The sequence below is a fragment of the Bittarella sp. HCP28S3_D9 genome, from assembly GCF_052065655.1.
Classification (GTDB): Bacteria; Bacillota; Clostridia; order Oscillospirales; family Ruminococcaceae; genus Bittarella; species Bittarella massiliensis.
The window spans coordinates 38454-62024 of the sequence record NZ_JBQHTP010000013.1; the positions used below are offsets into that span (position 1 = coordinate 38454).

Here is a 23571-nt window from a genome sequence, read left to right on the forward strand (position 1 = left end):
CCTAGGCCACCCCCTTCTGCTGGGACTCGTAGACGTCCCGGTAAATGTCACTTGTCTTCATCAGTTCGTCGTGGGTCCCCACGGCCGCGATCTTCCCGCCGTCCATGACGATGATCTGGTCGCAGTCGCAGACCGAGGTGATCCGCTGGGCGATGATGATCTTGGTGGTCCCCGCCAGATCGGTGGCGAAGGCCTGGCGGATCCTGGCGTCGGTGGCGGTGTCCACGGCGCTGGTGGAGTCGTCCAAAATGAGGATCTTCGGCTTTTTCAGCAGCGCCCGGGCAATGCAGAGGCGCTGTTTCTGCCCGCCGGAGACGTTGACGCCCCCCTGCCCCAGATCGGTGTCGTACCCGTCGGGGAAGGACTGCACAAAGTCGTCGGCCTGGGCGGCCCGGGCGGCGGCCACGATCTCCTCGTCGCTGGCCTCCCCGTCGCCCCACTTCAGGTTGTCGCGGATGGTGCCGGAGAAGAGGACGTTTTTCTGCAGTACCATCCCCACGGCCTGGCGCAGATCGGCGATCTTGTAGTCGCGCACGTCCCGGCCGCCCACCAGGATGCGGCCCTCGCTCACGTCGTAGAGGCGGGGGATCAGCTGCACCAGGGTGCTCTTGGCGCTGCCGGTGCCGCCGATGATCCCCACCATCTGCCCGGAGGAGATGTGGAGGTCGATCCCTTCGAGCACCTTTTCGGCGGCGTCTTTATTGTACTTGAAGGAGACGTTTTCAAAGTCGATGGAGCCGTCGGCCGCCTGCACCTCGCCGCTGCCGTCCCGGATGTCCGGCTCCTCGGCCAGCACGTCGGAGATGCGCTGCAGGGAGGCACGGCTCATCACCAGGCCGACAAAGACGTTGGCGATCATCATCAGGGACATGAGGATCTGGTTGACATAGCTGACAAAGCTGATGAGCTCGCCCGTCTGCATGCTGCCCACCACGATCTTCTGCCCGCCGAACCAGAGGATGGCCACGATGCAGCTGTAGATGGTCAGCTGCATCACCGGCATGTTCCAGTTGAGGATCCGCTCGGCTTTGCGCTGGGCGGCGGTGAGGGCGTCGTTGGCGTCTTTGAACTTGCCCTTTTCAAACTCGGAGCGGGCGAAGGCCTTCACCACCCGGATGGCGATGAGGTTTTCCTGCACCGAGCCGTTGAGGTTGTCGTAGCGGTCGAGCATCTTGCGAAATTGGGGGTAGGCCTTGACGGCGATCAGGGCCAGCAGGCTGGCGAGGATGGGGACGGCCACCAGGAACACCAGGGCCAGCTCCCCGTTGATCTGCACCGCCATGATGGTGGCCCCCACCAGCATCACCGGGGCGCGCACCAGCATGCGGATGGTCATCATAAAGGCCATCTGGATGGTCTGCACGTCGGTGGTCAGCCGGGTGATGAGGGAGGCGGTGCTGAATTTGTCCACGTTGGCAAAGGAGAAGGACTGCACCTTCTCGAACAGCCCCCGCCGCAACTCGCTGCCAAAGCCCATGCCGGCCATGGAGGCAAAGCGGGAGCTGGTGGCCCCAAAGCAGAGCCCCAGCAGCGCCATCAGCACCATCATCCCCCCGGTGCGCAGCACGTAGTCCATGTCGCCGGTGCCAATGCCCACGTCCACGATTTTGGACATGTAGTAGGGGATGCGGATCTCCAGCAGCACCTCGAAGATGACCGAGATGGGTGCCAGGATCATGTATAACAGATATTTTTTCGTGTAGGGTGTCAGTTGTTTAACCATCCTTTTCCTCCTCTTGTTGTACTTGGTGGCGCAGGGAGCGGGCGGTGTCCATCAGCTCCCGCCAGGGGCGGTCGCGGTACTCGCTGCCCAGGTTGTCGATCATCCGGTCCAAATGGCCCTGCAGCTCCTCCAGCTCCTGCGGGGTGAAGCCGGCAAACAGCCGCTCGTCCACCTGGTCAAAGGCCGCCCGGCTGGAGGCGGCGTAAGCCCGCCCCTTCTCGGTGACGTGCAGCCGGGTGCAGCGCAGGTCCTCGGGGTCGCTGCGCTTCTCCACCAGCCCGTGCTTTTGCAGCCGCTTCACCGAGGTGGCGATGGAGGGGGCGGAGATGCGCATCCACGAGGCCAGCTCCTTCTGGGTGCAGAGGTCGTGGTCCATGATGTTTTCGAGGATGGGCAGCTGCCCGAAGTAAAGGCCGTTTTCCAGCGCGGCCCGGCTGAGGTAGATGCGGTGGAGCACGTGCAGCCGGTTGATCCGCCAGACAATGTTCCTGAGTTCGTCTCCCATGAGTCTCCCCTTTCCTGGCAGAGCGGCCGCCGCCCCTTCAGCCGATGGAAGAAGGGGATCGCCGCGCCGCCACTATTTTGCCAGCTAAATATAAATCAGTTAACCATTAACCAACTAATTATTAGTTTATGCGCGATCCTCCAAAATGTCAACCGCTTTTTGTCGCTCTTTTTCCCCTCTCCCCACCAGAATCGACAAAAAGAGGGCCAAATTTTTGGAGACCCTCTCCCCTCTATCTGTGCTATACTGTTTAGGAATATGAACCCAATCTCCGCCGCTGCCCGGCGGAATTTTTAGGAGGTAACGCCACCATGGACAGAAAACAGTACGACAGCGCCGGCGCACGCCAGAGCCGCTACACCCCCGAATTCGGCAGAGTGATCCTGCAGAACATGGCCGCCCCCAAAATCAGCGAGGTCATCCCCGCGGAGGAGCTGTTGGCCGTTCACAGGGTCTACATCACCGGCTGCGGCGACTCCTACCTGGCCGGGCTCTCGGCCCTGCCGGCCTTCCAGGCCCTGTCGGGGGTCAAGTGCACCGCCATCAAGGCCACCGATTTTGCCCGCCACCTCCCCGCCGAAAAGATCGAGGGGGCCCTGGTCATCGGCATCAGCATCTCGGGCACCGTCAGCCGGGTGGCCGAGTGCCTGCAGCGGGCGGTGAAGCACGGCGGGGTCGCCCTGGCCATCTCCGACAACCCCGAGTCGCCGGTGGCCACCTCTGCCAACTACGTCCTCCCCCTGGGGATGCCCCAGCTCGAGCCCGCCCCCGGGGTCTGCTCCTACGTGGCCTCTACCCTGGCGCTGTTCTGCCTGGCCCACCACATCGGCCGGGTCAACGGCTCCAACGACCTCACCCACGAGCAGTTCACCGCCTGCATCACCGCGCATCTCGACCAGGCGGCCGCCGCCCTGCCCGCAATGGAGGAGGCCTGCTTCGCCGCCGCCCAGGACCTGCAGGACTGCCGCGCCTTCGACTTTGTCTCCGACGGGGAGAGCCGCTCCACCGCCGTCTTTGGCCAGGCCAAGATGGTGGAGTTCTTCGGCGGCCTCGTCACCGGGGACGACTGCGAGGACTGGTGCCACATCAACTACTTCACCGAGGAGCCCTCCACCCTGGGCACCTTCATCACCATCTTCGCCGACTCGCCCTCCCTCTCCCGCACCAGGGAGCTGGTGCAGTGCGCGGTGAACATCGGCCGCAAGGTCTATGTCATCACCGACTGCGCCCCCGGCACCTTTGCCGAGGGGGCCCACATCATCGCCCTGCCCACCCCCGAACACACCTGGGTGCGGCCCATTGTCAGCCACCTGCCCTACGACTTCATCGGCGCCTTCATCTCCGAGCTCAAGGGCGCTCCCCCCTTCCGCGCCTACGAGGGGGCCGTCTGGCGCACCCCCGAGGGCTCTTCCCACATCCGCGACAGCGAGATCGTGGTGCTGTAACCCCTTCTTTTAAAATCGACCGCCGGCACAGGGCGGGCCTCCGGGCCCGCCCTGTGCCTTTTTGTCCCCTTTTTCACTGGCAAAAAGCGAAAAATTTCAAAAGGATAGGCAGATGCAAACAGGGGGGCGCAGACGCCCCGAATGCGCGCGAATGGTTTTTGTTTGGCAACCCCCTTGTCAACTTTTGGCGAATCTTGTATACTATATAAAAAGTGTGCTTTTTCGTTTGATGTATTTGGGCGAAAATCCACAAATAAGAGGGCAAAAAGCGACCAAATGTCGACCGGGCCAGTGGATCGGCCGATCCATTGGGCAATTTTTTATGCCCCCTGGCACGAAATGGGGAAAGATGACCGTTTCCCACAGCCTGGCTGTGCGGCCGCTTTCCCCCTGTATTTAAAGGAGGATACCTCACGTGAAACACGCGCGCCTCACCCTGCGGCACTGGACCGGCGCCGCAGGGGCTGCTCTCGCCCTATTGGCCCTCGCCGGCATCCTGTGGCTCTCGCCCCTGGCGGCAGGGGATGAAATCCCCCTCACCCCCGAGACGGCCACCCTGACCGCGGGGAACACCTACCTTGTCCCGGCGGGCGAGCGGGTCTCTCCCGTCGGCCCTGTCACCGTCGAAGAGGGGGCCACCCTAGTCGTGCGGGGAGAACTGGTTCTCGAACAGGCAATGACCTGTGCCGGCACCCTCACGGCCGAAGGAAATGGACAGATCCTCCAGCAGGGCGGCAACTTTACCCTCACCGGTCAGCTCAACCGAATGACCGTGCAAAACGAGACGGCCACCTTCACCTGCAAAGGCGGTGCAAAGGCCGAAGAGGTGTCGATCCACTCTGCCAATCTCGTCAACAGCGGACATATCGCGCGCTGCACCTTTGAGGCAATGGATGCCGCCGCCCTGCAAAACATCCGCTTCTCCTGCTCCGAGAGCGGCTCTTTTACCGCCCTCACCTTCCGCTCCTGCGGCCAGATCCCCGATTTCACCTGTGCTGCCGGCCGCATCGACAACCTGACCCTGCTGCCAGGCAACTACTCCTTCTCTCTGGGCAGTGCCAGTGTCCACACCATCGCGGGCACTGTGACGATCAAAGGGGAGGAGGGTGCCCGTCCCACCCTCCGCATCGCCGATTGGCCGGTATCCGTCGCCCCCGCCACAGCGGTCCTGCTGGTGGACGGGGGGAACTTTGAATGCCCCCAGACCAGCAGCTGTCAGGTGCAAACAGCTGTGCTGATGGGCGCTTCCAGCGCCAAAGGCCTGCAGGCGGCCGAACTGTACCTCGCCGCCGCCGGGGAAAACCAGCCCACGGTAGAGGGGTCCGACACCGTCGGCGCGGTCTACCGCCGGGTAGAGCGCACCGGCGATGCCGCCCAGGCGGTCACTCTCTCTGCCCCGGCGGGCAAGTATATCTCTGGCCAAGGGGGCTTTAACGGTCTCTACTGCAAAGAGGGGGATCAGGTCACTCTCACCGCCACCGGCAGCGACTCCCTTAACATCACCCGCAACGGCATGTACCTAGCTTTCTCAAATGGCAGCGCCACCTATACCGCCTCTGCCGGCTTTGACCTGCTGCGGGTGAGGTATGCGCCCCCACTGTCGATAGGCATGACGCATACTGCCGGAACGGGGCAGGCCCAGTATACCTATGACCCTGTCTCCCACGTCCTCATTCTCGAGAACAACTGTCGGCTCGGCGGGCCGGCACAGGGAGATGTGTACATTAAAGTTACGTCCGGGGCCGGATATATAGAGCTGAACAAAGTTGACCAGGGAGAGCACTGTGTCACGTTGGAACCCCTTGTCCGCCAAGAGGGGGAGACAGTCGACATTTTTATTGGTCTTGATGGGGCAAGTCATCTCACCACTCTGTCCAGCAGCGCGGGTTCCCTATTCCTGGTAAAGGAATCCCATGCCTTGGAGAATGGCTTCTTGACGGTAGATGGGGACCTAGCCGCTGTCGATTCAATCAATGTGACCAATATTCAGAACCTGACTTGCAAAAAAATCTCTGCTCCAAGCGTCAATTTTAATAACTGTACCGTCCTTTGCGACGGGATCGAGTCGACCAACGGCGGCATAGGCCTCCGCAATGGCAGCGATCTCACGGCAAACGGGCCCATTGTCCTTCACTCGCAAGACGAAAGCCACCAACTCTCCATCGACTCCTCCCGCTTGAACGTCTGCGCGGTGGGAGAAACGCCCATCCAGTCAGACAAAAAGATCGTCGTCTCAGGCGATTCCTGCGTCACTGCCCGCGCCCTTCCCGTCAAGGGGGAGAACACCCCCATCCCCGCCGTAGTCACCAGCGGCGACCTCCTCCTCTTCGACGGGACACACCTCTCCTTCGGAAAGAACCGGTTCTTTTACGCCCTCTCCTGCAGCGGCGCCCCCGCTGTCCGGGTGGGCGGCGATATCGACTTCTCGCTGAAAACAGCCGACACCCCTCTCCCCACCATTGCCCGCCCCCAGGGCGGGGCAGTCATCCCCCTGGAGGGCGGCGGCCACACCTTCGGCGTCGGCAATCGGCCCGCCACCGATGTGCTGGTCTCTGTCGAGCCCGCCCTCTACACCCTCACAGTGGAGGGTGGGTGCGGCTCGGGCAGCCAGCTCATCGGCCAGCCCGCCTACCTCACCGCCGACCCGGCCCCCGAGGGGATGGTCTTTGACCGCTGGGAGCTGGTGTCGGGCGAGGGCCAATTTGCCGACGCCACCGACGCCAACACCGCCTTTACCGCCAGCGCCGAGGCCACCGTTCGCGCCCTCTACCGCGAAGCCCCGGTGGAGCCCGACCCCGATGACCCGGTAACACCTGAGCCCGACGACCCAGCGCCCCCCGCGCCCGACGATCCGGTGACCCCCGAGCCACCGGCTGACGACACCCCGCCGGCCGGGGACGACGGCGGGCAGACGCCCCCGACCCCGGCCCCGGAGGAGGGCGACCCCTCTGGCAGCGACGCCGCGCCCCCGGCCCAGGGGCCGGAGGACGGCGCTTCCCAGACAGGGGACGCCTCCGCTCTGCCCACCTGGCTGGCCATCCTCGCCACCTCGCTCCTCGTCGCCGCGCTCTGCAAGCGCCACTTTGCCGACTGGAAGCACCTGCAGCGCTAACCGGTGATGGCGAAATAGGGCCGCAAATAAACCCATCTCCCCAAAGTCAAAAAGGAGCCGCCCTTTCGCGGCTCCTTTTTTGCGCCTGCCCTTGCCAAAATCCGCCCCTCCCGCTATACTCGTTTTAAAAAGGCGGCCTGTGTCCACCCGAAAGGAGCGTTTGCCGTGCACCCAGTGAATCGAGCGGCCATTTTAGCGCGCGCCAGGGAGCGCTACGGCACCGAGCCGGAAGCCCTCTGGGCGCGCTTTCCCAACCACCTGGTGCTGCGCCACCGGGGGAACCGGCGCTGGTACGCCCTCCTCATGGAGGTGCCGGCGCGCTCCCTCGGCCTCCCCGGCGAGGGGCGGTTGGACATCCTCAACGTCAAGTGCGACCCGCTGCTCGTCGGCTCCCTGCGGCAAAATCCGGGCATCCTCCCGGGTTACCACATGAACAAGGACCGCTGGATCAGCATCCTCCTGAACGGGTCGGTGAAAAAGGAGGCCGTCTTTGACCTGTTGGAGATGAGCTACCGCCTGACCCAGGGGCGGCGCTGACAGCCCCGCCCGGCAAGAGCGCGGCGCGCCCTCTCCCGACCGAGACCCTGTGGACTCTCCCCTCCCCAAAAGTGCCTTTATCATCAGCAGGCCCCCCTCTCCAGCGGCGAGGGGGTACCGCTTGCCGCCGGGTCCGCCGGACAAATCGCCTTCTCCCCGCCGCCAAAACCGACCACGGTTGAAAATGCCGCTGCTCTCCTGTCGCCAAAGCCCCCCTCTCCCCCGCAAATCGGCGCCGCCCCCTCTCTTTGGCAAGCTGGCGGCGCGGCTTGACCTGTCGTTTGGCGACAACAGGGGTTCCAATCCCCGACATCTTTTCCCCCGCCCGTCAGCAGAAACCCGGCTGGCAGCAGGTACCCCCATCTGCCCACCGCCGTTGCTGCGCCGCTTCAACCCCCGACAGGCGCCTTCCCCTGGCCCACAATTCCAGGGGCTCGAGAAAGCCCTAAAAAGGGCATAATGCCGACAAGTCCCTCAAGGGGCACCGAAAAATCTTCCCCTTGTATCCCTTCTCCCTTGCCCTTTGCCCCTCAGCCCGCAAACAGACAATTGCGCCCTGAGAACGTGTTTCGATGTGGCGTGATCCCCATTCGTTCCCCGCTTCGCCTGATGTCTAAGTCTAAAGTTTCTTTGCCCTCCCCGGCTTAGTCGGGGGTCGCCGTTTCACGAAAGCGTATCAAACAGACAAAAGAGAGCCGCACCCTGCGGCTCTCTTTTCACCTGTGACTGGGCAACACGACGGCCCCCTAGAAAAACAGGGGCATGCAGGCCCCCACAATGGCCCCCAGGCCCAGCAAAATCGCCAGGGCCAGCGCCCCCACCTGCACCCATCGCTTGGACTTGTTCATCCTCTTCGCCCCCCGCGTCTTTTTTCCGGTCTATTTTACCACCGATTCGCCCGGTTGTGTGACCGCCCTGTAAATTTTTTGCCCACCAAAAATTTTTCGCCCCGCCCCGCCGAAACGTGGTATACTAAAACCTGTTTGACATACAGCCAACAGAAAGGAGGGCGCTTTCATGCCCCGAACTCCCAAACCCTCGTCCCTCTCCCGCTCCGAGCAGACCAACATCGTCATGTCCGGCCACATCAACGGCGCGGGCCGCCTCTTTGGCGGGATACTGGTGGAGTGGATCGACGTGGCTGCCGCCGTGGCCGCCCGCCGCCACAGCGGGCGGGACGTCACCACCGCCGCCATCGACAACCTGCAGTTCAAGTCGGCCGCCTACGCCGGGGAGATGGTGGTCCTCATCTCCCGGGTCACCCACACAGGCACCACCTCGATGGAGGTGCGGGTGGACACCTTTGTCGAATCCCTGGACGGGCAGCGGCGTCTCATCAACACCGCCTACCTGGTAATGGTCGCCCTGGACCAAGAGGGAAACCCCACCCCAGTGCCCCCCCTCTTGGTAGAGAGCGAGGAGGAGCAGCAGGAGTGGCAGGCCGCCGAGCGCCGCCGGGCCCTCCGCAGCGAGCGCCGACGCCAGGCCTACTGAGCGCACAACAAAGACAGCACTGCCCTCCCCCTTCTGGGGAGGGCTTTTTGCTCTTTCACCTCCGCGGCGAGGCAAAGAGAGCCCTCACCCCAAGTTCTCCCCTCTCTCGGTAGAGGGCGAGGAGGAGCAGCCAGAGTGGCAGGCCGCCGAGCGCCGCCGGGCCCTCCGCAGTGAGCGCCGACGCCAGGCCTACTGAGCGCACAACAAAGACAGCGCTGCCCTCCCCTTCTGGGGAGGGCTTTTTGCTTTTCACCCCCGCGGCGAGGCAAAGAGAGCCCTCTCCTCAGTTCCCACCCTTCGGTAGAGAGCGAGGAGGAGCAGCCAGAGTGGCAGGCCGCCGAGCGCCGCCGGGCCCTCCGCAGCGAGCGCCGACGCCAGGCCTACCGATTGCACACCAAAGACATCCTCCCCTTCTCCTGCGCGGGGAGGGATTTACGCTTTTTCACCCCTATGGCGCGGCGGGAACTCAATTTTTCTTCCTGTCCGTCCACCCGGCCGCCGCTGCCACCGCAGCCGCCCGGCGGGCCAGCTCCCTGCGCACCGAAGCGGGGGACTCCACCAGACATCCCTCCCCAAAGGAGAGGAGGTAGCTGTACAGCCACTCCCCCTCCGGGAAATCCAACTCCACCACCGCACCGCCGTCGGCCTGCCGCTGCAGCTGGGAGGGGGCGAACTCCTCCGCCAGGCGGAAGGCGGCCGAAGGGGCAAAGCGCAGCCGCAAGGAGACAGGGCGGCCAAAGCCGTCCGGCTCCACCTCGGCCAGTTCGGGCGGGGACGGGCGGGGGGAAAAGGGCTCGCCGGTGTCCCGCACCCCCTCCATCCGCAGCAGCTTGAAAAACCGCCAGTCTTCCCGCTTGCGGCACCAGGCCCAGAGGTACCAGGCCTGTCCCTTAAAGACCAACTGCCGGGGCTCCACCTCCCGCTGGGTGGCCTCCCCCCGGGCGCTGTAATAGCGAAAGGCCAGCACCCGCCGGCCCAGGATGGCCTCCTTGAGCAGGTAAAAGGTCTCCTGCGCCGCCCGGTCCCCACCCCAGGGGGAGAAATCCACCGCCAGCCAGTGTTCCTCCTCTTCCCCCCGGGCAAAGAGGGCCGACAGCTTGTCCAGGGCGCTGGCCCCCTCGGCCCCGGCGGCGGCCGCCCCCTGCAAAGCCGCCAGCACCGCCCCCTGCTCGGCCTCGGTCAACAGGGTGCGGGGCAGGGCAAAGCCTGGCAGCAGGGCCACCCCACCGCCCCGGCCCCGCTGGGTGTAGACCGGGATGCCCGCGCCGCTCAAGACATCCATATCCCGGTAGATGGTCCGCGGCGCCACCTCGTAGAGGCGGGCCATCTCCTCGCAGGTGACCCGCTCCCGCCGCAAAAGCAGGCAGAGCTCTGAAAATAGTCGCTGTATCTGCACGGCGATCCCCTCCTTTTTTTGCGGCGGACAGCGCCCCATCGGACAGTTGTCCCTCTTTTTCCGCGCGCACGGCGCAGGCGCAGTGCAATCGGGCCCAGTTGCCCGCCTATACCGCAGCGCCATGGCCGTTTGCAACCAGTATACCACAATTGCCGCCCCTTTGTGGGCCCGCCTCTCTCCTTTCTCGGCGACATCCGGGCCCCGGTAAGCCAGGTTGCCCTGCCTGGAGCATTCTCACAGGCAGGGCGGCAAATGGGTGCAAGGAGCAGGTGCGCTACACTTTCACGGCCGACCGCACCCCGCCGCCCTCCATTGACTCCTCAAAAAAGCTGATAAGGCGTTTTTTTAAGTTCCCTGCCCTCCCCTTTTGCCCTACTCGGTAGTGCCCTCTCGCACCTCTCCTCCTCCCTTTTTCTCCCCTCTGCCCCGCACACCCCCTCTCCAAGCCCAGCGAAGCAGTCCTCTTTTGAAGCCCTCCTGCGCTCCTCTTCTCCTCTACCCAGCAGTACCTCTCCCGGTGTCCCCCTTCCACCCCGCCTGATCTCCCCCTCCCAAAGCCCAGCGGAGCGGCTCTCCTTTTAAAGTTCCCCTCCCTTTTCGCCTTACTCGGCAGCGCCCCTCCCGCATTTCCGTTCCCCCCTTTTTCTCCTCTCCGTCCCGCATCCCCCTAAAATCCGGCAGGTCAGCCCCCTTTTGTAATCCCCTCCTCCGCCCGCCCCGCGCGACAGCGCCCCTCTCGTATCTCTCCCCCTCCACGTGGCCCCAAGCCGGCGGGACGCCCTCTTTTTTAAAGTGCCCCACTCCCCCTTTTCCTCCCCCCGTCCCGCGCAGGCTCCCCACCCATCGGGCAATCCCTTGACAATTTTGTATTATATAATATAATACAAATAATACATAGACTGTGCCACCCAACGCGAAAAGGAGGGCATTCCCTTGATCGTTCAACTCAACCTGCAGTGCGACGTCCCCCTCTACCTGCAGCTGCGAAACCAGATCGTCCTGCAGATCGGCGAGGGGCTGGCCCAGCCGGGGGAGCGGCTGCCCACCGTGCGGGAGCTGGCCGCCCAGCTGGGGGTCAACGCCATGACCGTCAACAAGGCCTACGCCCTCCTCAAGCAGGAGGGGTACCTGGTCCAGGACCGGCGGGCGGGGACCGCCGTGGCCGAGCACTTCCCCGCCGCCGCCGACTTCACCGCCAAGTTGGAGCGCGACCTCTCCCTGCTGACGGCCGAGTCGGGGTTGCGGGGGATCGACGAGGAGACCTTTCTGGCCCTCTGCCGCAAGCAGTACCGGCGCTTTGGCGCGGGGGCCAGAACAGCAAAGGAGGGGTCGGGATGCTCACTCTGATTTTCGGCCTCACCTACCTCATCCTCATCGCCACCACCTATGCAAACGCCCGCCGGGTGGGCAAAGAGGGGCGGCTGCTGGGGGCCACCCTCTCCCGCGCCCGCTGGGACGACGCGGAGGTGCAGGCCATCCTCCGCCACTACCGCCGGCAGATCGATCTCCTCTTCCTCCTCACGGCGTTGGCGGCGGCCCCCTTCTTTTTGCTGGAGCGCTGGCCCTCCCTCCTGCTGCTGCAGATGGCTTTGGTCTACGGCTGCTGCCTCTTCCTCACCTCCCGGCTGCGGGTGGGGGCCTTTCAGTCCCTGCTGGCACTGAAGCGGCGGCGGGGCTGGTGCCTGGGTGCGCCCGTCACCCTGCCGGTGGACCTGCGGGCCGTCGCCGCCCGCCGAGAACTGCCCCTCTCCCCCCTCTGGTTCCTGCCGGCGCTGGAGCTCTGTGCCGCCCTCTTTCTCCTCCTCCCCCTGGCGCGCCCCTCGATGCGCCCCGCCGCGGCCTCGCTGGCGGCACTCCACCTGGCGACCTGCCTCTTCTGCCTCTGGCGCTCGGGCAAAGGGGCGGGGCGGGTGCGCACCTACTGCGCCGACAGCGAGGTGAACCTGCGCTGCAACCGCCAGGTCTACCGGCTCTGGTCGGCCTTTTGGACAATCACCGCCTTTGGAGAGGGGGTGCTTTTCCTCCTCCTCTTCTTCGCCCTCTTCCCCTCGCAGCCCCTCCGCTTCCCCCTCTGGGTCTTCTTCCCCCTCTTTGCCCTGGCGGGGGCGGGGTCCGCTCTCTTTTTTCAGGCCCGGCTGGAGCAGGTGCAGCAGGCCGCGACGGCGGAGGTGGGGAGCCCCTTCCTCGCCGATGACGACGAGTACTGGGCCGCCGGCTATTACTGCAACCCCCGCGACCCGAGGGACCGGGCGGAGGAGCGCGACCCCTTCCTCTCGCCCTACAACCGCGCCCACCCCAGGGGTCGGTGGAAGGCGCGGGCGCCCTACCTCTTTTTGGCCCTCATCCTCATCCCGGTCTTTGGCCTGCTGCTGCGGCTGGACTTCACCCCTCTGCGGCTGCAAATCGACGGCGCGCAGGTGCGCATCGCCGCCCCGGCCTTTGGGTACCGCTTCGACGCCGCCGAGCTGGAGTCCGTTGCCCTGGTGGATGAAATCGAGGGCAGTGCCGTGCGGACAGGCGGCGGCAGCACCAGCGAATACGACATGGGCAACTACTCCTCCACCGTGTACGGCCAGTGCAAGTTCTACATCTACAAGAAAAACCCGCCCTTCATCCAGATGGTGGTGGGCGGGAAGTACGTCTTTTTAAACGGCAAAACCCAGGAGGAGACGATGTCCTACTACCGGGCGCTGGAGGCGCTGACAAATGGATAAAAGGACAGAGGCCGCCCAAACAGGCGGCCTCTTCTCTATTCCATCACGGCGACCTCGCCAAAGGTCACCCGCTCGCAGTGGGGGTGGGTCCGCTCAAAGTTGCGCGGGCGGGCGGTCTCGATGACCAGCCGCCCCTCCCCCTCCCGCCGGCAGGAAAAGGCGTAGTAGAGGTCGTCCACATAGGCCACCGCATAGCACTGCTCTTCACCGGTTGCCTCCTCGGCCTCGCGGTCGTACAAAATGAGGTAGGTCTTCTGCTCGGCCGCTTCTTCCAGGCCCCTTCCGTACTCGAAAATACAGAGGACTCCGGCAAACATCGCCGCCACCAGCACTGCCAGCGGGATGAGCAGGCGCCTGTTGACGGTGGCGTCCATCTCCTGATAGATGAGCCAGCAATACCCCGCCACGACCGAGGGGAGCGAGGCAAAGGAGAGGGCCGTCTTCACACTCCACCCCAAGCCGGCAATCTCTGAAAAGACACCAAAGGGAAAGAGATAGGCGGCAAAGGAGAAGAGAAACACCAGAACAAAGGCCAAAAGGGTGCGCACCACCTTCTTTTTCTTGCCAAAAAAGAGGCGGTACAGCCTGACCGTCCACTGCCTTCGCTCATTGTACTGGCTCTGCACCTGCCTGCAAAAGGCATGCAGGCAGGCCCAAACCACCCAAAAAACCACAAATCCCAGCGCAAACGCACCCAGGGTCCCCCAGAATACGAAGCGGTCACCCAACAGAAAAGAGAAGTGGGACAGACTGTTTTCCAGCCCGTAATAGGAGGCCCTTCCAAAGCTGCGAAAGAAGGACAGCCCCCCGGCAAGGGTGATCGCCACCGGCACGACGGCGGCCAGCGTCTTTAACATGTCCTTCCACTCCGTCCGCTTTTCCTGTCTCTCCACGATTTTCCATCTCCTTTTGTCCCCATAGTAACACGCCGCCGGCCTTTTGTAAAAGGCCCTGTCCACCCCCTTCCCCCGTTTGAACTCCCCCTCCCAATATGGTAAAATAAAGATAAAAAAACGGGCCGCCGCGGACCTGCCCGCCCGGCCCGGCACCATAGAAGGAGCGTACCGCCATGTCCATTTCCCTGCTTTCCACCGGCCGCTATCTGCCCCCCTTCACCGTCGGCAACGAGGCCTTTACCCAGTTTTTGGACACCAGCGACGAGTGGATCGTCAGCCGCACCGGCATCCATCAGCGCCACATCGCCCAGGAGGAGACCACCACCGACCTGGCCACCAAGGCCGCCGCCCAGGCGCTGGAGCGCAGCGGTCTCGCGCCGGAGGAGATCGGCCTGGTGGTCTGCGCCACCGTCACCCCCGACACCTCGGTCCCCATGGTGGCGGCCAACGTCAAGCGGGGGCTGGGCATCGAGCGGGCCGCCGCCTTTGACGTCAACGCCAACTGCTCCAGCTTTCTCTACGCCCTGGCCGCCGCCCGGGGGATGATGGAGACCTGCGGCTTTGCCAACGCCATCGTGGTGGGGGCCGACTGCAACAGCCAGCTCATCGACTGGAGCGACCGCTCCACCTGCGTCCTCTTCGGCGACGGGGCCGAGGCCGTCGTCCTCCACCGGGGGGAGGAGGCGGGTCTCCTCTCCTGCTATGTGGACTGCGTGACCGACACCGACCACGTCCTCACCTGCCACTATCCCCGCAAGAACACCCCCTTCTGCAAGGCCGGCGCGCCCCACAACACCGACCTCTACATGAAGGGCAGCGCCGTGATGCGCTTTGCCGTCAAGGCCCTGGCCAAGGCGGTGCGGGCCGCCGCGGCCGAGGCCGGGGTGGCGGTGGAGGACATCGCCTACTTCGTCCCCCACCAGGCCAATCTGCGGATCATCCAGTCGGCCTCCAAACTGATGAAGATCCCCATGGAGAAGTTCGTGGTGGACATCGACCACGTGGCCAACACCTCCTCCGGCAGCGTGCCGGTGGCGCTGGACATCCTCAACTGCTCGGGGCAGTTGAAAAAGGGCGACCTGGTCTGTCTGGTGGCCTTTGGCGGGGGGCTCTCCTCGGCGGCCTCAGTCATCCGCGTCTAACCGGCCCCGCCCGCGCCGGGGCCAACCGCCCGCCGTCGGCATATTGGGAGGGCTCGCGGGGGGTCGAGCCCCCGCACCCGAATGGGGCGCGCCCCTGTTTGTGGGGTTTAAACGGAAAGGCCGCGCCCATTTGCCCCTGTGCGCCCGCACGGGGCGCGGTGAGACATCCTCAGGCGCTTCGCCCGCCCCCTTCCCCCGCTTGAGTCCCCGCGCCCAAATGAGATGCGGTCTCCATTTTTGGCGGCGGTGACGACCCCCTCACCGTATCCCATCCCCACACCCAACATGGGTGCGGAGATGTTGCGGGGGAACGGCACAGATCCCGCACCAGTTTCAATCGAGCTCCCACCCGCACACCCGCGCCGGGCCCCGCCCGAGCGCGCTTTTCAAAAGGAGGGTTTTCCATGTCTCTCTACCCATCTGTCCCCCGGCCCCAGGGGGTGGCCACCGCCACAGGCGGGCGGGTCTGTCCCGCCCCGGCGGCCCATGGGCGGCTGCTCCTGAAAGGCGGCCACCTGGTCGACCCCAAAAATGGGCGGGAGGGCCCCTTTGACCTGGCCCTGGAAGGGGACCGTGTCGCCGAGGCGGCCCCCCACATCGACCCCCGGCCCGGCGACCGGGTGGTGGACTGCCGGGAGCTGCTGGTGCTGCCCGGCCTCATCGACATGCACCTGCACATGGGCGACCTCTTCGAGGTGAGCACCGCCCCCATCCGAAACGCCGTCTGCCACGGGGTGACCGCCGCCTTCACCCCCGGGGCGGGCAACACCTTCATGGCCCCCGCCCTCTTTGGGGGGGAATTTGACCGGGGCCTCCCCCTCAGCGGGGGCTGCTACCTGGGGGCGGCCAGCCTGCTGGCCTGCCAGTTGGACGACGATGAGTTGGCGGCCTACTTCGCCGGCGACCTGCCCTGGGACACCGCCCTGCAAAAGCTCTCCCGCGCCCCCCTGACCGCCGCCACCGGGGCGCTGGTGATGGGGGTGAAGGACCACATGGGCCACCTCATCCTCTCGGACGCGCAGATCGAGCGGCTCTTCGCCGTCACCTCCCGCGCCCGGCTGCTGTTGATGAGCCACACCCAGGACCCCGCCCACGCCGAGCGGATGGCCGCCCTCTCGAAAGGGCGGCCCCTCTACCTGGGGCACGCCTCGGCCGCCGGCTGCGGCACCCACGCCGGCGGGGCGGAGGGGATGCGCCGGGTGCTGGCCCTCTGCCGCCAGCCAAACATCACCGGGGAGCTGGTCTCCTCCATGCTGCGGCCCGGCCGGGGCAACCGGGAGGGGCTGCGCATCGACCCCCAGGCGCAGGCGCTCTGCTTTGAGGCCCTAGCCGAGGGCACCGTCTCCATCCTCTGTTCCGACGGACAGGGCGACTGCACCATGAAGGGCTTTGGCGACACCCGGGACAACCTGCCCGCCATCCTGGAGCTGGCGGAAAACGGGGTGCTCCCCCTCTCGCGGGCGGTGGCCACCATGACGCAAAACCCCGCCGCCTACTTAAGCGAAATCACCGGCGTCCCCTTCTTCGCCGAGAAGCTGGGGCAGCTGGGAGTCGGGGCGCGGGCGGATGTGGTGCTCTGCGACCAGGGGGCCAAGCGGGCGGTCTGTACCATCGTCAACGGCGAGATCGCCGCCTTTGAGGGGCGGTGTGTCCGCAGCGGGGCCGGGGCCGGACGGTTCCTCTCCCACCTGGGGGAGGCGCACCCCTTTGGGGTGGGGAACCTGCCCCTCTGGGACAGGGCGGAGTAGAGGAGCCGCCTCTGCCGGCCCGCCGTGCCCGGCGAAAATCCCCCTTTTCCGTCTGACAGGTCAAATCACTTAGAGCCACGCAGGAGCATTTTTTGCGCGGGGCGGAGCAAGGCGGGAATGGGCGGACGCCCTGCCATCGAGAAGAGGGCCAACACCGTTCCCCCCTGCTCCCCACCCCAGCGCCCAGGCCAAAACGCGGCCGGGCAGGAGCGCCGCTCTCCCCCGCTCCCCCGCAGGGCGGCGAGCCCGCCCCCGCCGAATGCGCCGAATGCTCTCCCCCTGCCGTCCCGACCCGCAAAAAGGGCGGGCCAATGCACCCGCCCCCCTTTTCCCCAAAACCCACACGCGCCGGTCCCGCCCCTCTGCCGGGGCCGCGCGCCAACCGAGAGGAGCCTTTGCCCATGGAAATGCAGGAACTGAAAACCCTTTTGAGCGAGCTCGTCCAAATCCGCTCGGACGGGCAGAACGAGGCCGCCGTCTGCGACCGCATCGAGGCGTGTTTCACCGGCCTGCCGGTGGAGGTGCGCCGCTACCCCCACGGCCCGGGGCGGGACTCGATGGTCATCACCCTGCCGGGCAGGGATCGCAGCCGCGCCCTCTGCCTGGTGGGGCACCTGGACACCGTGCCGGTGCCCGACGCCCCCCTCTGGCAGCGCGACCCCTTTGGGGGCGCGTTCGACGGCGCCTATCTCCACGGCCGGGGCGCGGTGGACATGAAGGGCGGGGCCGCCGCCATGGTCGCCGCCGCCCTCGCCTTTCTGCGGGAAGGGGTCCTCCCCCCGCTGGACCTGCGCCTCTGCTTCACCGCCGACGAGGAGACCAGCGGCATGGGGGTCTGCCTGCTGCGGGACGAGGGGGCCTTTGCGGGCGCGGTGGCCGCCGTCATCTGCGAGCCCACCGGCCTGCGCCCGGGAAGCTGCGAAAAGGGCTGCCTCTGGCTGGAGGTGGAGGCCCTCGGCCTCTCCTCCCACGGCTCCCGGCCGGAATTGGGGGTCAACGCCATCGACGGGGTGACCGCCTTTGCCGCCGGTCTGCACGCCGCCCTGGACAGCGGCGAGACCCACCCCCTCCTGGGGCGCACCACCGTCAGCCTCACCACCCTGTCCGGCGGGGTCAAGACCAACGTCATCCCCGACGCCGCCTCCGCCACCCTGGACATCCGCACCCTGCCGGGCCTGAAAAGCGGCGACGTCCTCGCCCGGGCCGACCAGGTGGTCCGGGCGCTGGAGGCCCAGCAGCCGGGGCTGAAACTCTCCCTGCGGGTGCAAAACGACCGCCCCTCGGTGGCGGCCGACCCCGACAGCCCCTTCGCCCTCGCGGTGGGGGAGGCCTTGGCCGCCTGCGGCCTGCCCGGCGGGGAAAAGGGGCTCTACTTCTACACCGACGCGTCCCAGTTCATCCCCCAGACCGGGCTGCCCTTTGTCATCCTCGGCCCCGGGGACGACGCCCTCTGCCACAAGCGGGACGAGCGGGTCTCCCTGGAAGAGGTGGCCGCCGCGGCCGACTGCTACCGGGCCCTGATCGCGTCCCTCTGACCCCCGCCAAACGAAGAAGGAGAGGAAACTGCCCATGTCACAGACCACCAAGCTGGCGCTGGCCGCCTCGCTGAAGAAGCTGCTGCTCCAAAAGCCGCTGGACAAGATCACCGTCACCGACATCGCCGAGGACTGCGGGGTCGGCCGCCAGACCTTCTACTACCACTTTCAGGACATCTACGACCTGGTGGAGTGGATCTTCCTGGCGGAGGCAGAGGCGGCCATCGGCGGCCAAAAGACCTACGACACCTGGCAGCAGGGGTTTTTGCAGATTTTTCAGATGGCCCTGGCCAACAAGCCCCTCATTATGAACGCCTACCACTCCATCAGCCGGGAGCAGGTGGAGCGCTACCTCTACCAGGTGACCTACGACCTGCTCATCGGGGTGGTGGAGGAGCAGGCCGCCGGCCTGCCGGTGCGGGAGGAGGACAAGCGCTTCATCGCCGACTTCTACAAGTACGCCTTCGTGGGCATCCTCCTGGACTGGATCCGCCGCGGGATGAAGGACGAGCCCCAGGCCATTGTCGGCCGCCTGAGCATCCTCATCCACGGCGACATCGCCCGGGCGCTGGAGAAGTACCGCACCGACCGCAGATGACCCCCGCCAAAGAGGGAGGGCCCCTTCCGGCAGCCGCGCCGAAGGGGCCCTCCCCTGTTTTTGCCCCCGCCCGCGCCGGGGGCCGCCCCGACCGCCCGCTTTGTGCCGAGACGCCGGCCCCCTCCCCGCCCGCCTTCGGCAAGGGGGAACAGCCGGTGCCCACCCGCCAAACCGCCCTCTGAAAGCACATACACCCAGCGCATTCCCCCGCCCAAAAGGCGATTCGGGCGGAAAAACGGCCGCCCCACAACAACCCGGCCCGTCCTTCCCGGCAAAAGAGCGCCGCCCCAGTCAGCCGACCGGGACGGCGCTCTTTTTTATACAAAGGGGCGCAAGGTCACCCCTCACCCCTGTCAATGGCGTTGTAGATCGCGCCGTCCAGCTCTCGCGCGGTGCGGAGGATGCACTGACAGCGCACATGGATGTCCATCAGGGACGTCCGCCGCAGCCGCCAGCGCCGCCAGCACTCCACCCCCAGCGAGAGGGCCACCGGCAGGGCCGCCGCGCCCAGAACGAGCGCACGCCCCGCCCCGGCCAGCACCGCCGTCAGCACCGGCGCGAGGGCCAGGCAGACCAGCGCCGGTGCCGGGAGGCGGAAGTGGAATCGGGCCTCCCGCACCCCCGGCGGCTCTTTCCACACCCTTGCCAGCTGGTCAAAGGCGTAGGACATCTCCCTGTCCATCCGCAGGACGGCTTTTTGAAACCCCCAGTAGAGCCGGCGCACCGCCCGCTCCTCCCTTGTCCGCCCGGCCCTCATAATGCGCCGCGAGCCCCTGCGGGGTGCTTGACCTCCATGTTGTCGAGGGAGTAGTGGCAGCACTGGGAGACCAGCTCGTTGACCGAGATGCCGTTTTCTGAAGCGCACTTTGCCAGCTCGTCCACCAGCTCTTTTTTCAGCCGGAAGGTCTTGTTGACGTACTCCTCTTTTCTCACTTCAAACACCGCAATCACCGTCCATCTTCCTTACATCCATTGTAGTGTCTGTCGCACCCCCAATAAACACCTCATTTTTGCACCCCTTTTTAGGGGTGCAGATGGGGAGAGAAAACACCGCGCTGGTTTGCGGCTCCCTTCCTCCAACGGATGATTTGTTTATCGAAAATCCGGCTTGCGGACGGCGAAAGTCCTCCTATCTGCCCGCGGAAAAACAGTATACACCTATTTTCTATTGCCGTATTGATTTTACTATTTCACGATAGTAAAAAGGCGATTTGCGCAAACCCATACCGCGAAATCCTTTTGTCGCCCTCCCTCTCCCGCAGAGTTAGGATACGCTCAACGCTGTAAAAAAACAAGATGATTAAAATCCCCACGTCCCGTATGCATCCCTCTTTTTCAGCCGAAAATATCCCCTCAACCGCCGCCTGCCGACCACTTCCCTTAGGTCATCTGCAAAACCGGCAGCCATTTCCCCCATCTTGCCGTTGACTTTGTGGGCAGGCCACCGTAAAATCAGCTTATAGAAATTCGTTTCCCATGTGAGAGGAATAGATTAAAAGCCAAATATAAAGAATTTATTTATGGGTCTCGCTCTCACGCGAGGCGAGTTGATTGAAATTCGGTGAACAGTCATTTGTCCTTATACTGATGTCCATCCCGCTTGGTTCTTACCATCCGTACCCCCGTACCGACAAAAGAGCGCGAAATCCCCGTACGCCTTCTTGTCGCTCTCGCCGATTATTACCAAACGACTACTGACTTTATTCTAGGCCGCGATAAGAACTCTTGAGTCGCCTATCTGCCTTGCATCCCGCCCCGCACCAGTCCCCATTCACTCCGGCTGCTCGCCGCGTTTCCCCCACGGAAAGCGCGGATTGAAATTGACATAAGACAACAGAAAATACAAAGCCAAAATAGTCTCGCTCTCACGCGGAGCGAGTGGATTGAAATCCCGCGTCTCCTACCCCCGCGAGGCCACCGGCAACGTCTCGCTCCCACGCGGAGCGAGTGGATTGAAATAATCAGCTCCCGTGCCTGTTCCATGACCGCCTCGTCTCGCTCCCCGCGGAGCGAGTGGATTGAAATGAGGACGTCAATTTCCGGCGTCCGATCCCCACGTTGGTCTCGCTCCCACGCGGAGCGAGTGGATTGAAATTGCTGGGCGGTAAGGCCTGGCCGTCGGAGCACATGTCGTCCCCCATGCGGACGCGTGGATTGAAATCTATACCTCAAAATGTGGCCTTTGGTGGTTCCTTTGTCGCACCCCACGCGGGTGCGTGGATTGAAATTCTCCGAACTGCCCCCACTTGTTGCGGTGGTTTAAGTCGCACCCCACGCGGGGGACTGCACCTGCGGCGGCGAGATTGGGAGCGGCCTTGCGCTGGGGGAAGTGCATGTCCCCATTCCGCCGGGCGGACCGGCCACATCTGTGCCCCCTCCCCCACACGCAGGCCGCCTTTCCCGGTGAACGCGGCAACTGCAAGCACTGCCGGGCGGAGCAGTCACCGGTTTTGGAAGGACCGCGGGGTCAGCGGCACACAGTGCGAAAGGCGCATCAGCCCCTCCTCGGCAATCACAGCTGCGGGCATCCCACCGCCTCCCCCGCCCGATTGGAAGCATTTGCTTCCCCCCCAAAAAACGAGGAGACCCGCTGACCGGCAGAGGAGGTACAAGGTGGATTTTTCAAGAGAAGAGCTGACGGAAGCCAAGCGACAAATCGATTCGACCCTGCACAAGTTGCGGGAGACGGTGAAAACGCTGGCCGCAAAGGAGCGCCCCGAGCGGTACCGCTCGCAGCTCACCCTGGCCACCCGGCGCATTCGCGCCTTTGAGATCGCCGGCTGCCTGATTGAGGAGCGGCTGTTGGAGAAGTAGCCCCGGCAGACGGGGAGAGGGAGAGACCGGCATGGAAAAAATCGTCAATTACCTGGACATCCCCCAACCGCACAGGGACGCCGTCTTGGAGCGGCTGCCGCAGCTCGGCTTCTGCCCCGCCAAAGGGGGGCAGGCGGCCCTGCGGCGGGAGATGGACTGCTCGCAGAGGGGGAAGCTGCCCCAGTTTGGCTTTGTCTTTCGCGGCGAAGAGCTGGTGGGCTACCTGTTTTTGACGGCAAAGCCGGAAAAGCCCGCCGCCGCGCTCCCCTGGTGGGCGGTGGGAAATGCCGACGAGCTGCCGCCGGAAACCGCCGTCCGGCTGCTGGAATGGGGCATCGCCCTCGCGTCTGACTGTGGCTGCCCGGCGCTGGCCCGGCTGCTGCAGGCCAACTTGAACGGCCAAAAACAGGGCGCAGGCCGCAGGCGGTCGGAGGACTGCCGCTGACGCCTCTCAATGAATTGGAAGGGACTGTTTACATGGACAACAAACCGACGATCAAGATGTACGCCTTTACCATAGACTGTCAAGACCCCGCCGCCCTGGCGGCATTTTACACCCGATTGCTGGGGTGGGAGCTCTTTTTCTCCAATGAGGAGTGGGCCTGCATCGGCCCCGCAGGCGTCGAGCAGGGGGCCTATCCCGGCATCACCTTTCAGCAAAACCCCGCCTACCTGCCGCCCGTCTGGCCGGAGGAACCGGCGGCCCAACAGCAGATGGCTCACCTGGATTTTGCCGTGGACGACCTGGAGGGCGCAGTCGAATACGCCCTTCGCTGCGGGGCGACAGAGGCGGCCGAGCAGTTCTCCGACGGCTGGCGGGTGATGTTCGACCCCGCCGGGCACCCCTTCTGCCTCTGCGCCATGAAGCCGGTCATCGAGAGCGAGCACTTCGCCCTGCTGTAAATGGTTTTCCCCGTACCAAAAAAAGCCCTCTCCCGTCTGGAGAGGGCTTTTTTGCGTGAGGTGGGATGGCCTGCCCACGCCCCTTTCCTCCGGCTTCAAACCGGGCCAAGAGAGGGGAGACAAAGCGGCCGGCCTGGGGAGCAACTTCTCGCCGGTTTGCCCCACCCCGGCAAGACGGGCAGTTCCCGGTCAGAGAACGGCTGCTCCCCTGAAAAGAGGGCGGCCCTTTTCCTCTTTCAGGAGAAGATGCTTAAAACAGTGAGGAGCGCCCAATGGCGGAAAACCCGTCCTCTTCTCCCTGCCAAGATCCAAAAAAGGAGGGTGCGGTGCTTTACCTCTCCGCCTGTTCCCTGGCAAAGGCCGCGGCTGCGGCCAGGTCGGCGGCGCTGGGGTGGGCGAGGGCCGCGTCGAAGTTGGCGAGCATCCCCTTGACCTTTGGATCGCCAGGATTTTCGGCCTGCATCTGCTCGTACCGGCGGCGCACCGAAGGGGGCATCTTCCCCTGGCAGAAAAAGTGTCCGGTGAGACGGCAGCCGCCGGGCAGGTGGGCGGCAAAGCGGGCGGCCAACTGGTCAAAGTAGGCGTCGGAGCCGCCAAACCCGGCGGTGCCGAACAGGGCCACCCGCTGGCCGGACAGCCCCTCCAAAAAGGCGGCCACCTCGGGGGCGCAGTCCCCCTTGTCGGCCCAGGAGCCGACAAACAGCAGCTCGGCCCCGGCGGCCGCGGGGGACGGGGGGCCAAAGGAAAGGCAGCTGTCGGCGGGCAGAGCGTCGCGGATGGCCTCGGCCACCCGGCGGGTGTTGCCGGTCTGGCTGGCAAAAACGACGGCGTAAGTCATCAAAATTCCTCCTCCCGAAAAGGGACTCTTTTCCCCATTATGGCCCCTTTTCAGTGGGATGCAAGGGCATTTATAAAGATTTTTGTTGTATTTTATGAATATAAAACTATTTGTATAATTTGGCGGGCGTTTTCCGGCGTCTATTGGCGAATGGCAGAAGAAGAGAGGGGA

20 protein-coding genes are annotated in these 23571 nt (G+C 64.7%); 13 read left to right on the forward strand and 7 right to left on the reverse strand.

The window, feature by feature from the left end; genetic code table 11:
• Position 1: 1 nt before the first annotated feature.
• Both ACTNAU_RS08270 and ACTNAU_RS08275 read right to left on the reverse strand, forming a co-directional pair.
• On the reverse strand, positions 2-1723 hold the full coding sequence (locus tag ACTNAU_RS08270; protein ID WP_256136278.1) for an ABC transporter ATP-binding protein: 1722 nt from the start codon (positions 1721-1723) through the stop codon (positions 2-4).
• Positions 1716-2228, reverse strand: a complete 513-nt coding sequence (locus ACTNAU_RS08275; protein WP_185914622.1) for a MarR family winged helix-turn-helix transcriptional regulator — start codon at positions 2226-2228, stop codon at positions 1716-1718. Before ACTNAU_RS08275 ends, ACTNAU_RS08270 begins: the two co-directional genes overlap by 8 nt.
• Before the next feature lie 311 nt (positions 2229-2539).
• Here ACTNAU_RS08275 and ACTNAU_RS08280 point away from each other — a divergent pair, with 311 nt between their 5' ends.
• The 4 genes from ACTNAU_RS08280 (at position 2540) to ACTNAU_RS08295 (ending at position 8816) form a co-directional block, all read left to right on the forward strand.
• On the forward strand, positions 2540-3673 hold the full coding sequence (locus ACTNAU_RS08280) for an SIS domain-containing protein (protein ID WP_441098129.1): 1134 nt from the start codon (positions 2540-2542) through the stop codon (positions 3671-3673).
• Between the two features lie 415 nt (positions 3674-4088).
• A complete protein-coding gene (locus ACTNAU_RS08285) occupies positions 4089-6785 on the forward strand; it encodes a hypothetical protein (RefSeq protein ID WP_441098130.1) in 2697 nt (898 codons plus the stop codon).
• Between the two features lie 174 nt (positions 6786-6959).
• Positions 6960-7322, forward strand: coding sequence for an MmcQ/YjbR family DNA-binding protein (locus tag ACTNAU_RS08290; protein ID WP_441098131.1), 363 nt, complete (start codon positions 6960-6962; stop codon positions 7320-7322).
• A gap of 1017 nt (positions 7323-8339) precedes the next feature.
• Positions 8340-8816, forward strand: coding sequence for an acyl-CoA thioesterase (locus ACTNAU_RS08295; protein ID WP_441098132.1), 477 nt, complete (start codon positions 8340-8342; stop codon positions 8814-8816).
• 466 nt (positions 8817-9282) lie between these two features.
• On the opposite strand, the gene ACTNAU_RS08300 is transcribed toward ACTNAU_RS08295, so the two are convergent.
• Entirely contained in the window at positions 9283-10212 is a 930-nt protein-coding gene (locus ACTNAU_RS08300; RefSeq protein ID WP_441098133.1) for a helix-turn-helix transcriptional regulator, read from the reverse strand.
• 933 nt (positions 10213-11145) lie between these two features.
• On the opposite strand from ACTNAU_RS08300, the gene ACTNAU_RS08305 reads away from it, so the two are divergent.
• A complete protein-coding gene (locus tag ACTNAU_RS08305) occupies positions 11146-11559 on the forward strand; it encodes a GntR family transcriptional regulator (protein WP_185914613.1) in 414 nt (137 codons plus the stop codon).
• Positions 11547-12926 carry a hypothetical protein gene (locus ACTNAU_RS08310; RefSeq protein WP_441098134.1) on the forward strand — a complete coding sequence of 460 codons (1380 nt, stop codon included), beginning with the start codon at positions 11547-11549 and terminating at the stop codon, positions 12924-12926. Before ACTNAU_RS08305 ends, ACTNAU_RS08310 begins: the two co-directional genes overlap by 13 nt.
• 35 nt (positions 12927-12961) lie before the next feature.
• Here the strand turns inward: ACTNAU_RS08310 and ACTNAU_RS08315 are convergent, their stop codons facing one another.
• Complete coding sequence (locus ACTNAU_RS08315) at positions 12962-13819, reverse strand: hypothetical protein (RefSeq protein ID WP_441098135.1); 858 nt, start codon at positions 13817-13819, stop codon at positions 12962-12964.
• Positions 13820-13995: 176 nt separating this feature from the next.
• On the opposite strand from ACTNAU_RS08315, the gene ACTNAU_RS08320 reads away from it, so the two are divergent.
• The 4 genes from ACTNAU_RS08320 to ACTNAU_RS08335 all read left to right on the forward strand — a co-directional run bounded on the left by ACTNAU_RS08320 (position 13996) and on the right by ACTNAU_RS08335 (position 18845).
• Entirely contained in the window at positions 13996-14964 is a 969-nt protein-coding gene (locus ACTNAU_RS08320) for a beta-ketoacyl-ACP synthase III (RefSeq protein ID WP_441098136.1), read from the forward strand.
• Positions 14965-15368: 404 nt separating this feature from the next.
• Complete coding sequence (locus ACTNAU_RS08325) at positions 15369-16712, forward strand: amidohydrolase family protein (RefSeq protein ID WP_441098137.1); 1344 nt, start codon at positions 15369-15371, stop codon at positions 16710-16712.
• Positions 16713-17113: 401 nt separating this feature from the next.
• Positions 17114-18247, forward strand: a complete 1134-nt coding sequence (locus tag ACTNAU_RS08330) for a M20 family metallopeptidase (protein ID WP_441098138.1) — start codon at positions 17114-17116, stop codon at positions 18245-18247.
• A 34-nt stretch (positions 18248-18281) separates the two neighbouring features.
• Positions 18282-18845, forward strand: coding sequence for a TetR/AcrR family transcriptional regulator (locus tag ACTNAU_RS08335; RefSeq protein WP_185914601.1), 564 nt, complete (start codon positions 18282-18284; stop codon positions 18843-18845).
• Between the two features lie 337 nt (positions 18846-19182).
• Here the strand turns inward: ACTNAU_RS08335 and ACTNAU_RS08340 are convergent, their stop codons facing one another.
• Positions 19183-19569: a hypothetical protein gene (locus tag ACTNAU_RS08340; RefSeq protein WP_441098139.1), complete on the reverse strand. Its 387-nt coding sequence runs from the start codon at positions 19567-19569 to the stop codon at positions 19183-19185.
• Positions 19570-19598: 29 nt separating this feature from the next.
• Positions 19599-19796 carry a hypothetical protein gene (locus tag ACTNAU_RS08345; RefSeq protein WP_441098140.1) on the reverse strand — a complete coding sequence of 66 codons (198 nt, stop codon included), beginning with the start codon at positions 19794-19796 and terminating at the stop codon, positions 19599-19601.
• Positions 19797-21458: 1662 nt separating this feature from the next.
• Between ACTNAU_RS08345 and ACTNAU_RS08350 the strand changes: the two genes are divergently transcribed.
• The 3 genes from ACTNAU_RS08350 to ACTNAU_RS08360 are packed head-to-tail and all read left to right on the forward strand — an operon-like array spanning position 21459 to position 22562.
• Positions 21459-21659: a hypothetical protein gene (locus tag ACTNAU_RS08350; protein ID WP_021661306.1), complete on the forward strand. Its 201-nt coding sequence runs from the start codon at positions 21459-21461 to the stop codon at positions 21657-21659.
• Between the two features lie 31 nt (positions 21660-21690).
• A complete protein-coding gene (locus ACTNAU_RS08355; protein ID WP_216401547.1) occupies positions 21691-22104 on the forward strand; it encodes a hypothetical protein in 414 nt (137 codons plus the stop codon).
• 32 nt (positions 22105-22136) lie between these two features.
• Entirely contained in the window at positions 22137-22562 is a 426-nt protein-coding gene (locus ACTNAU_RS08360; RefSeq protein ID WP_441098141.1) for a VOC family protein, read from the forward strand.
• Between the two features lie 331 nt (positions 22563-22893).
• Here ACTNAU_RS08360 and bilS read toward each other — a convergent pair whose 3' ends face one another.
• Positions 22894-23400: a flavodoxin family protein BilS gene (gene bilS, locus ACTNAU_RS08365; RefSeq protein ID WP_441098142.1), complete on the reverse strand. Its 507-nt coding sequence runs from the start codon at positions 23398-23400 to the stop codon at positions 22894-22896.
• Between the last annotated feature and the right edge of the window lie 171 nt (positions 23401-23571).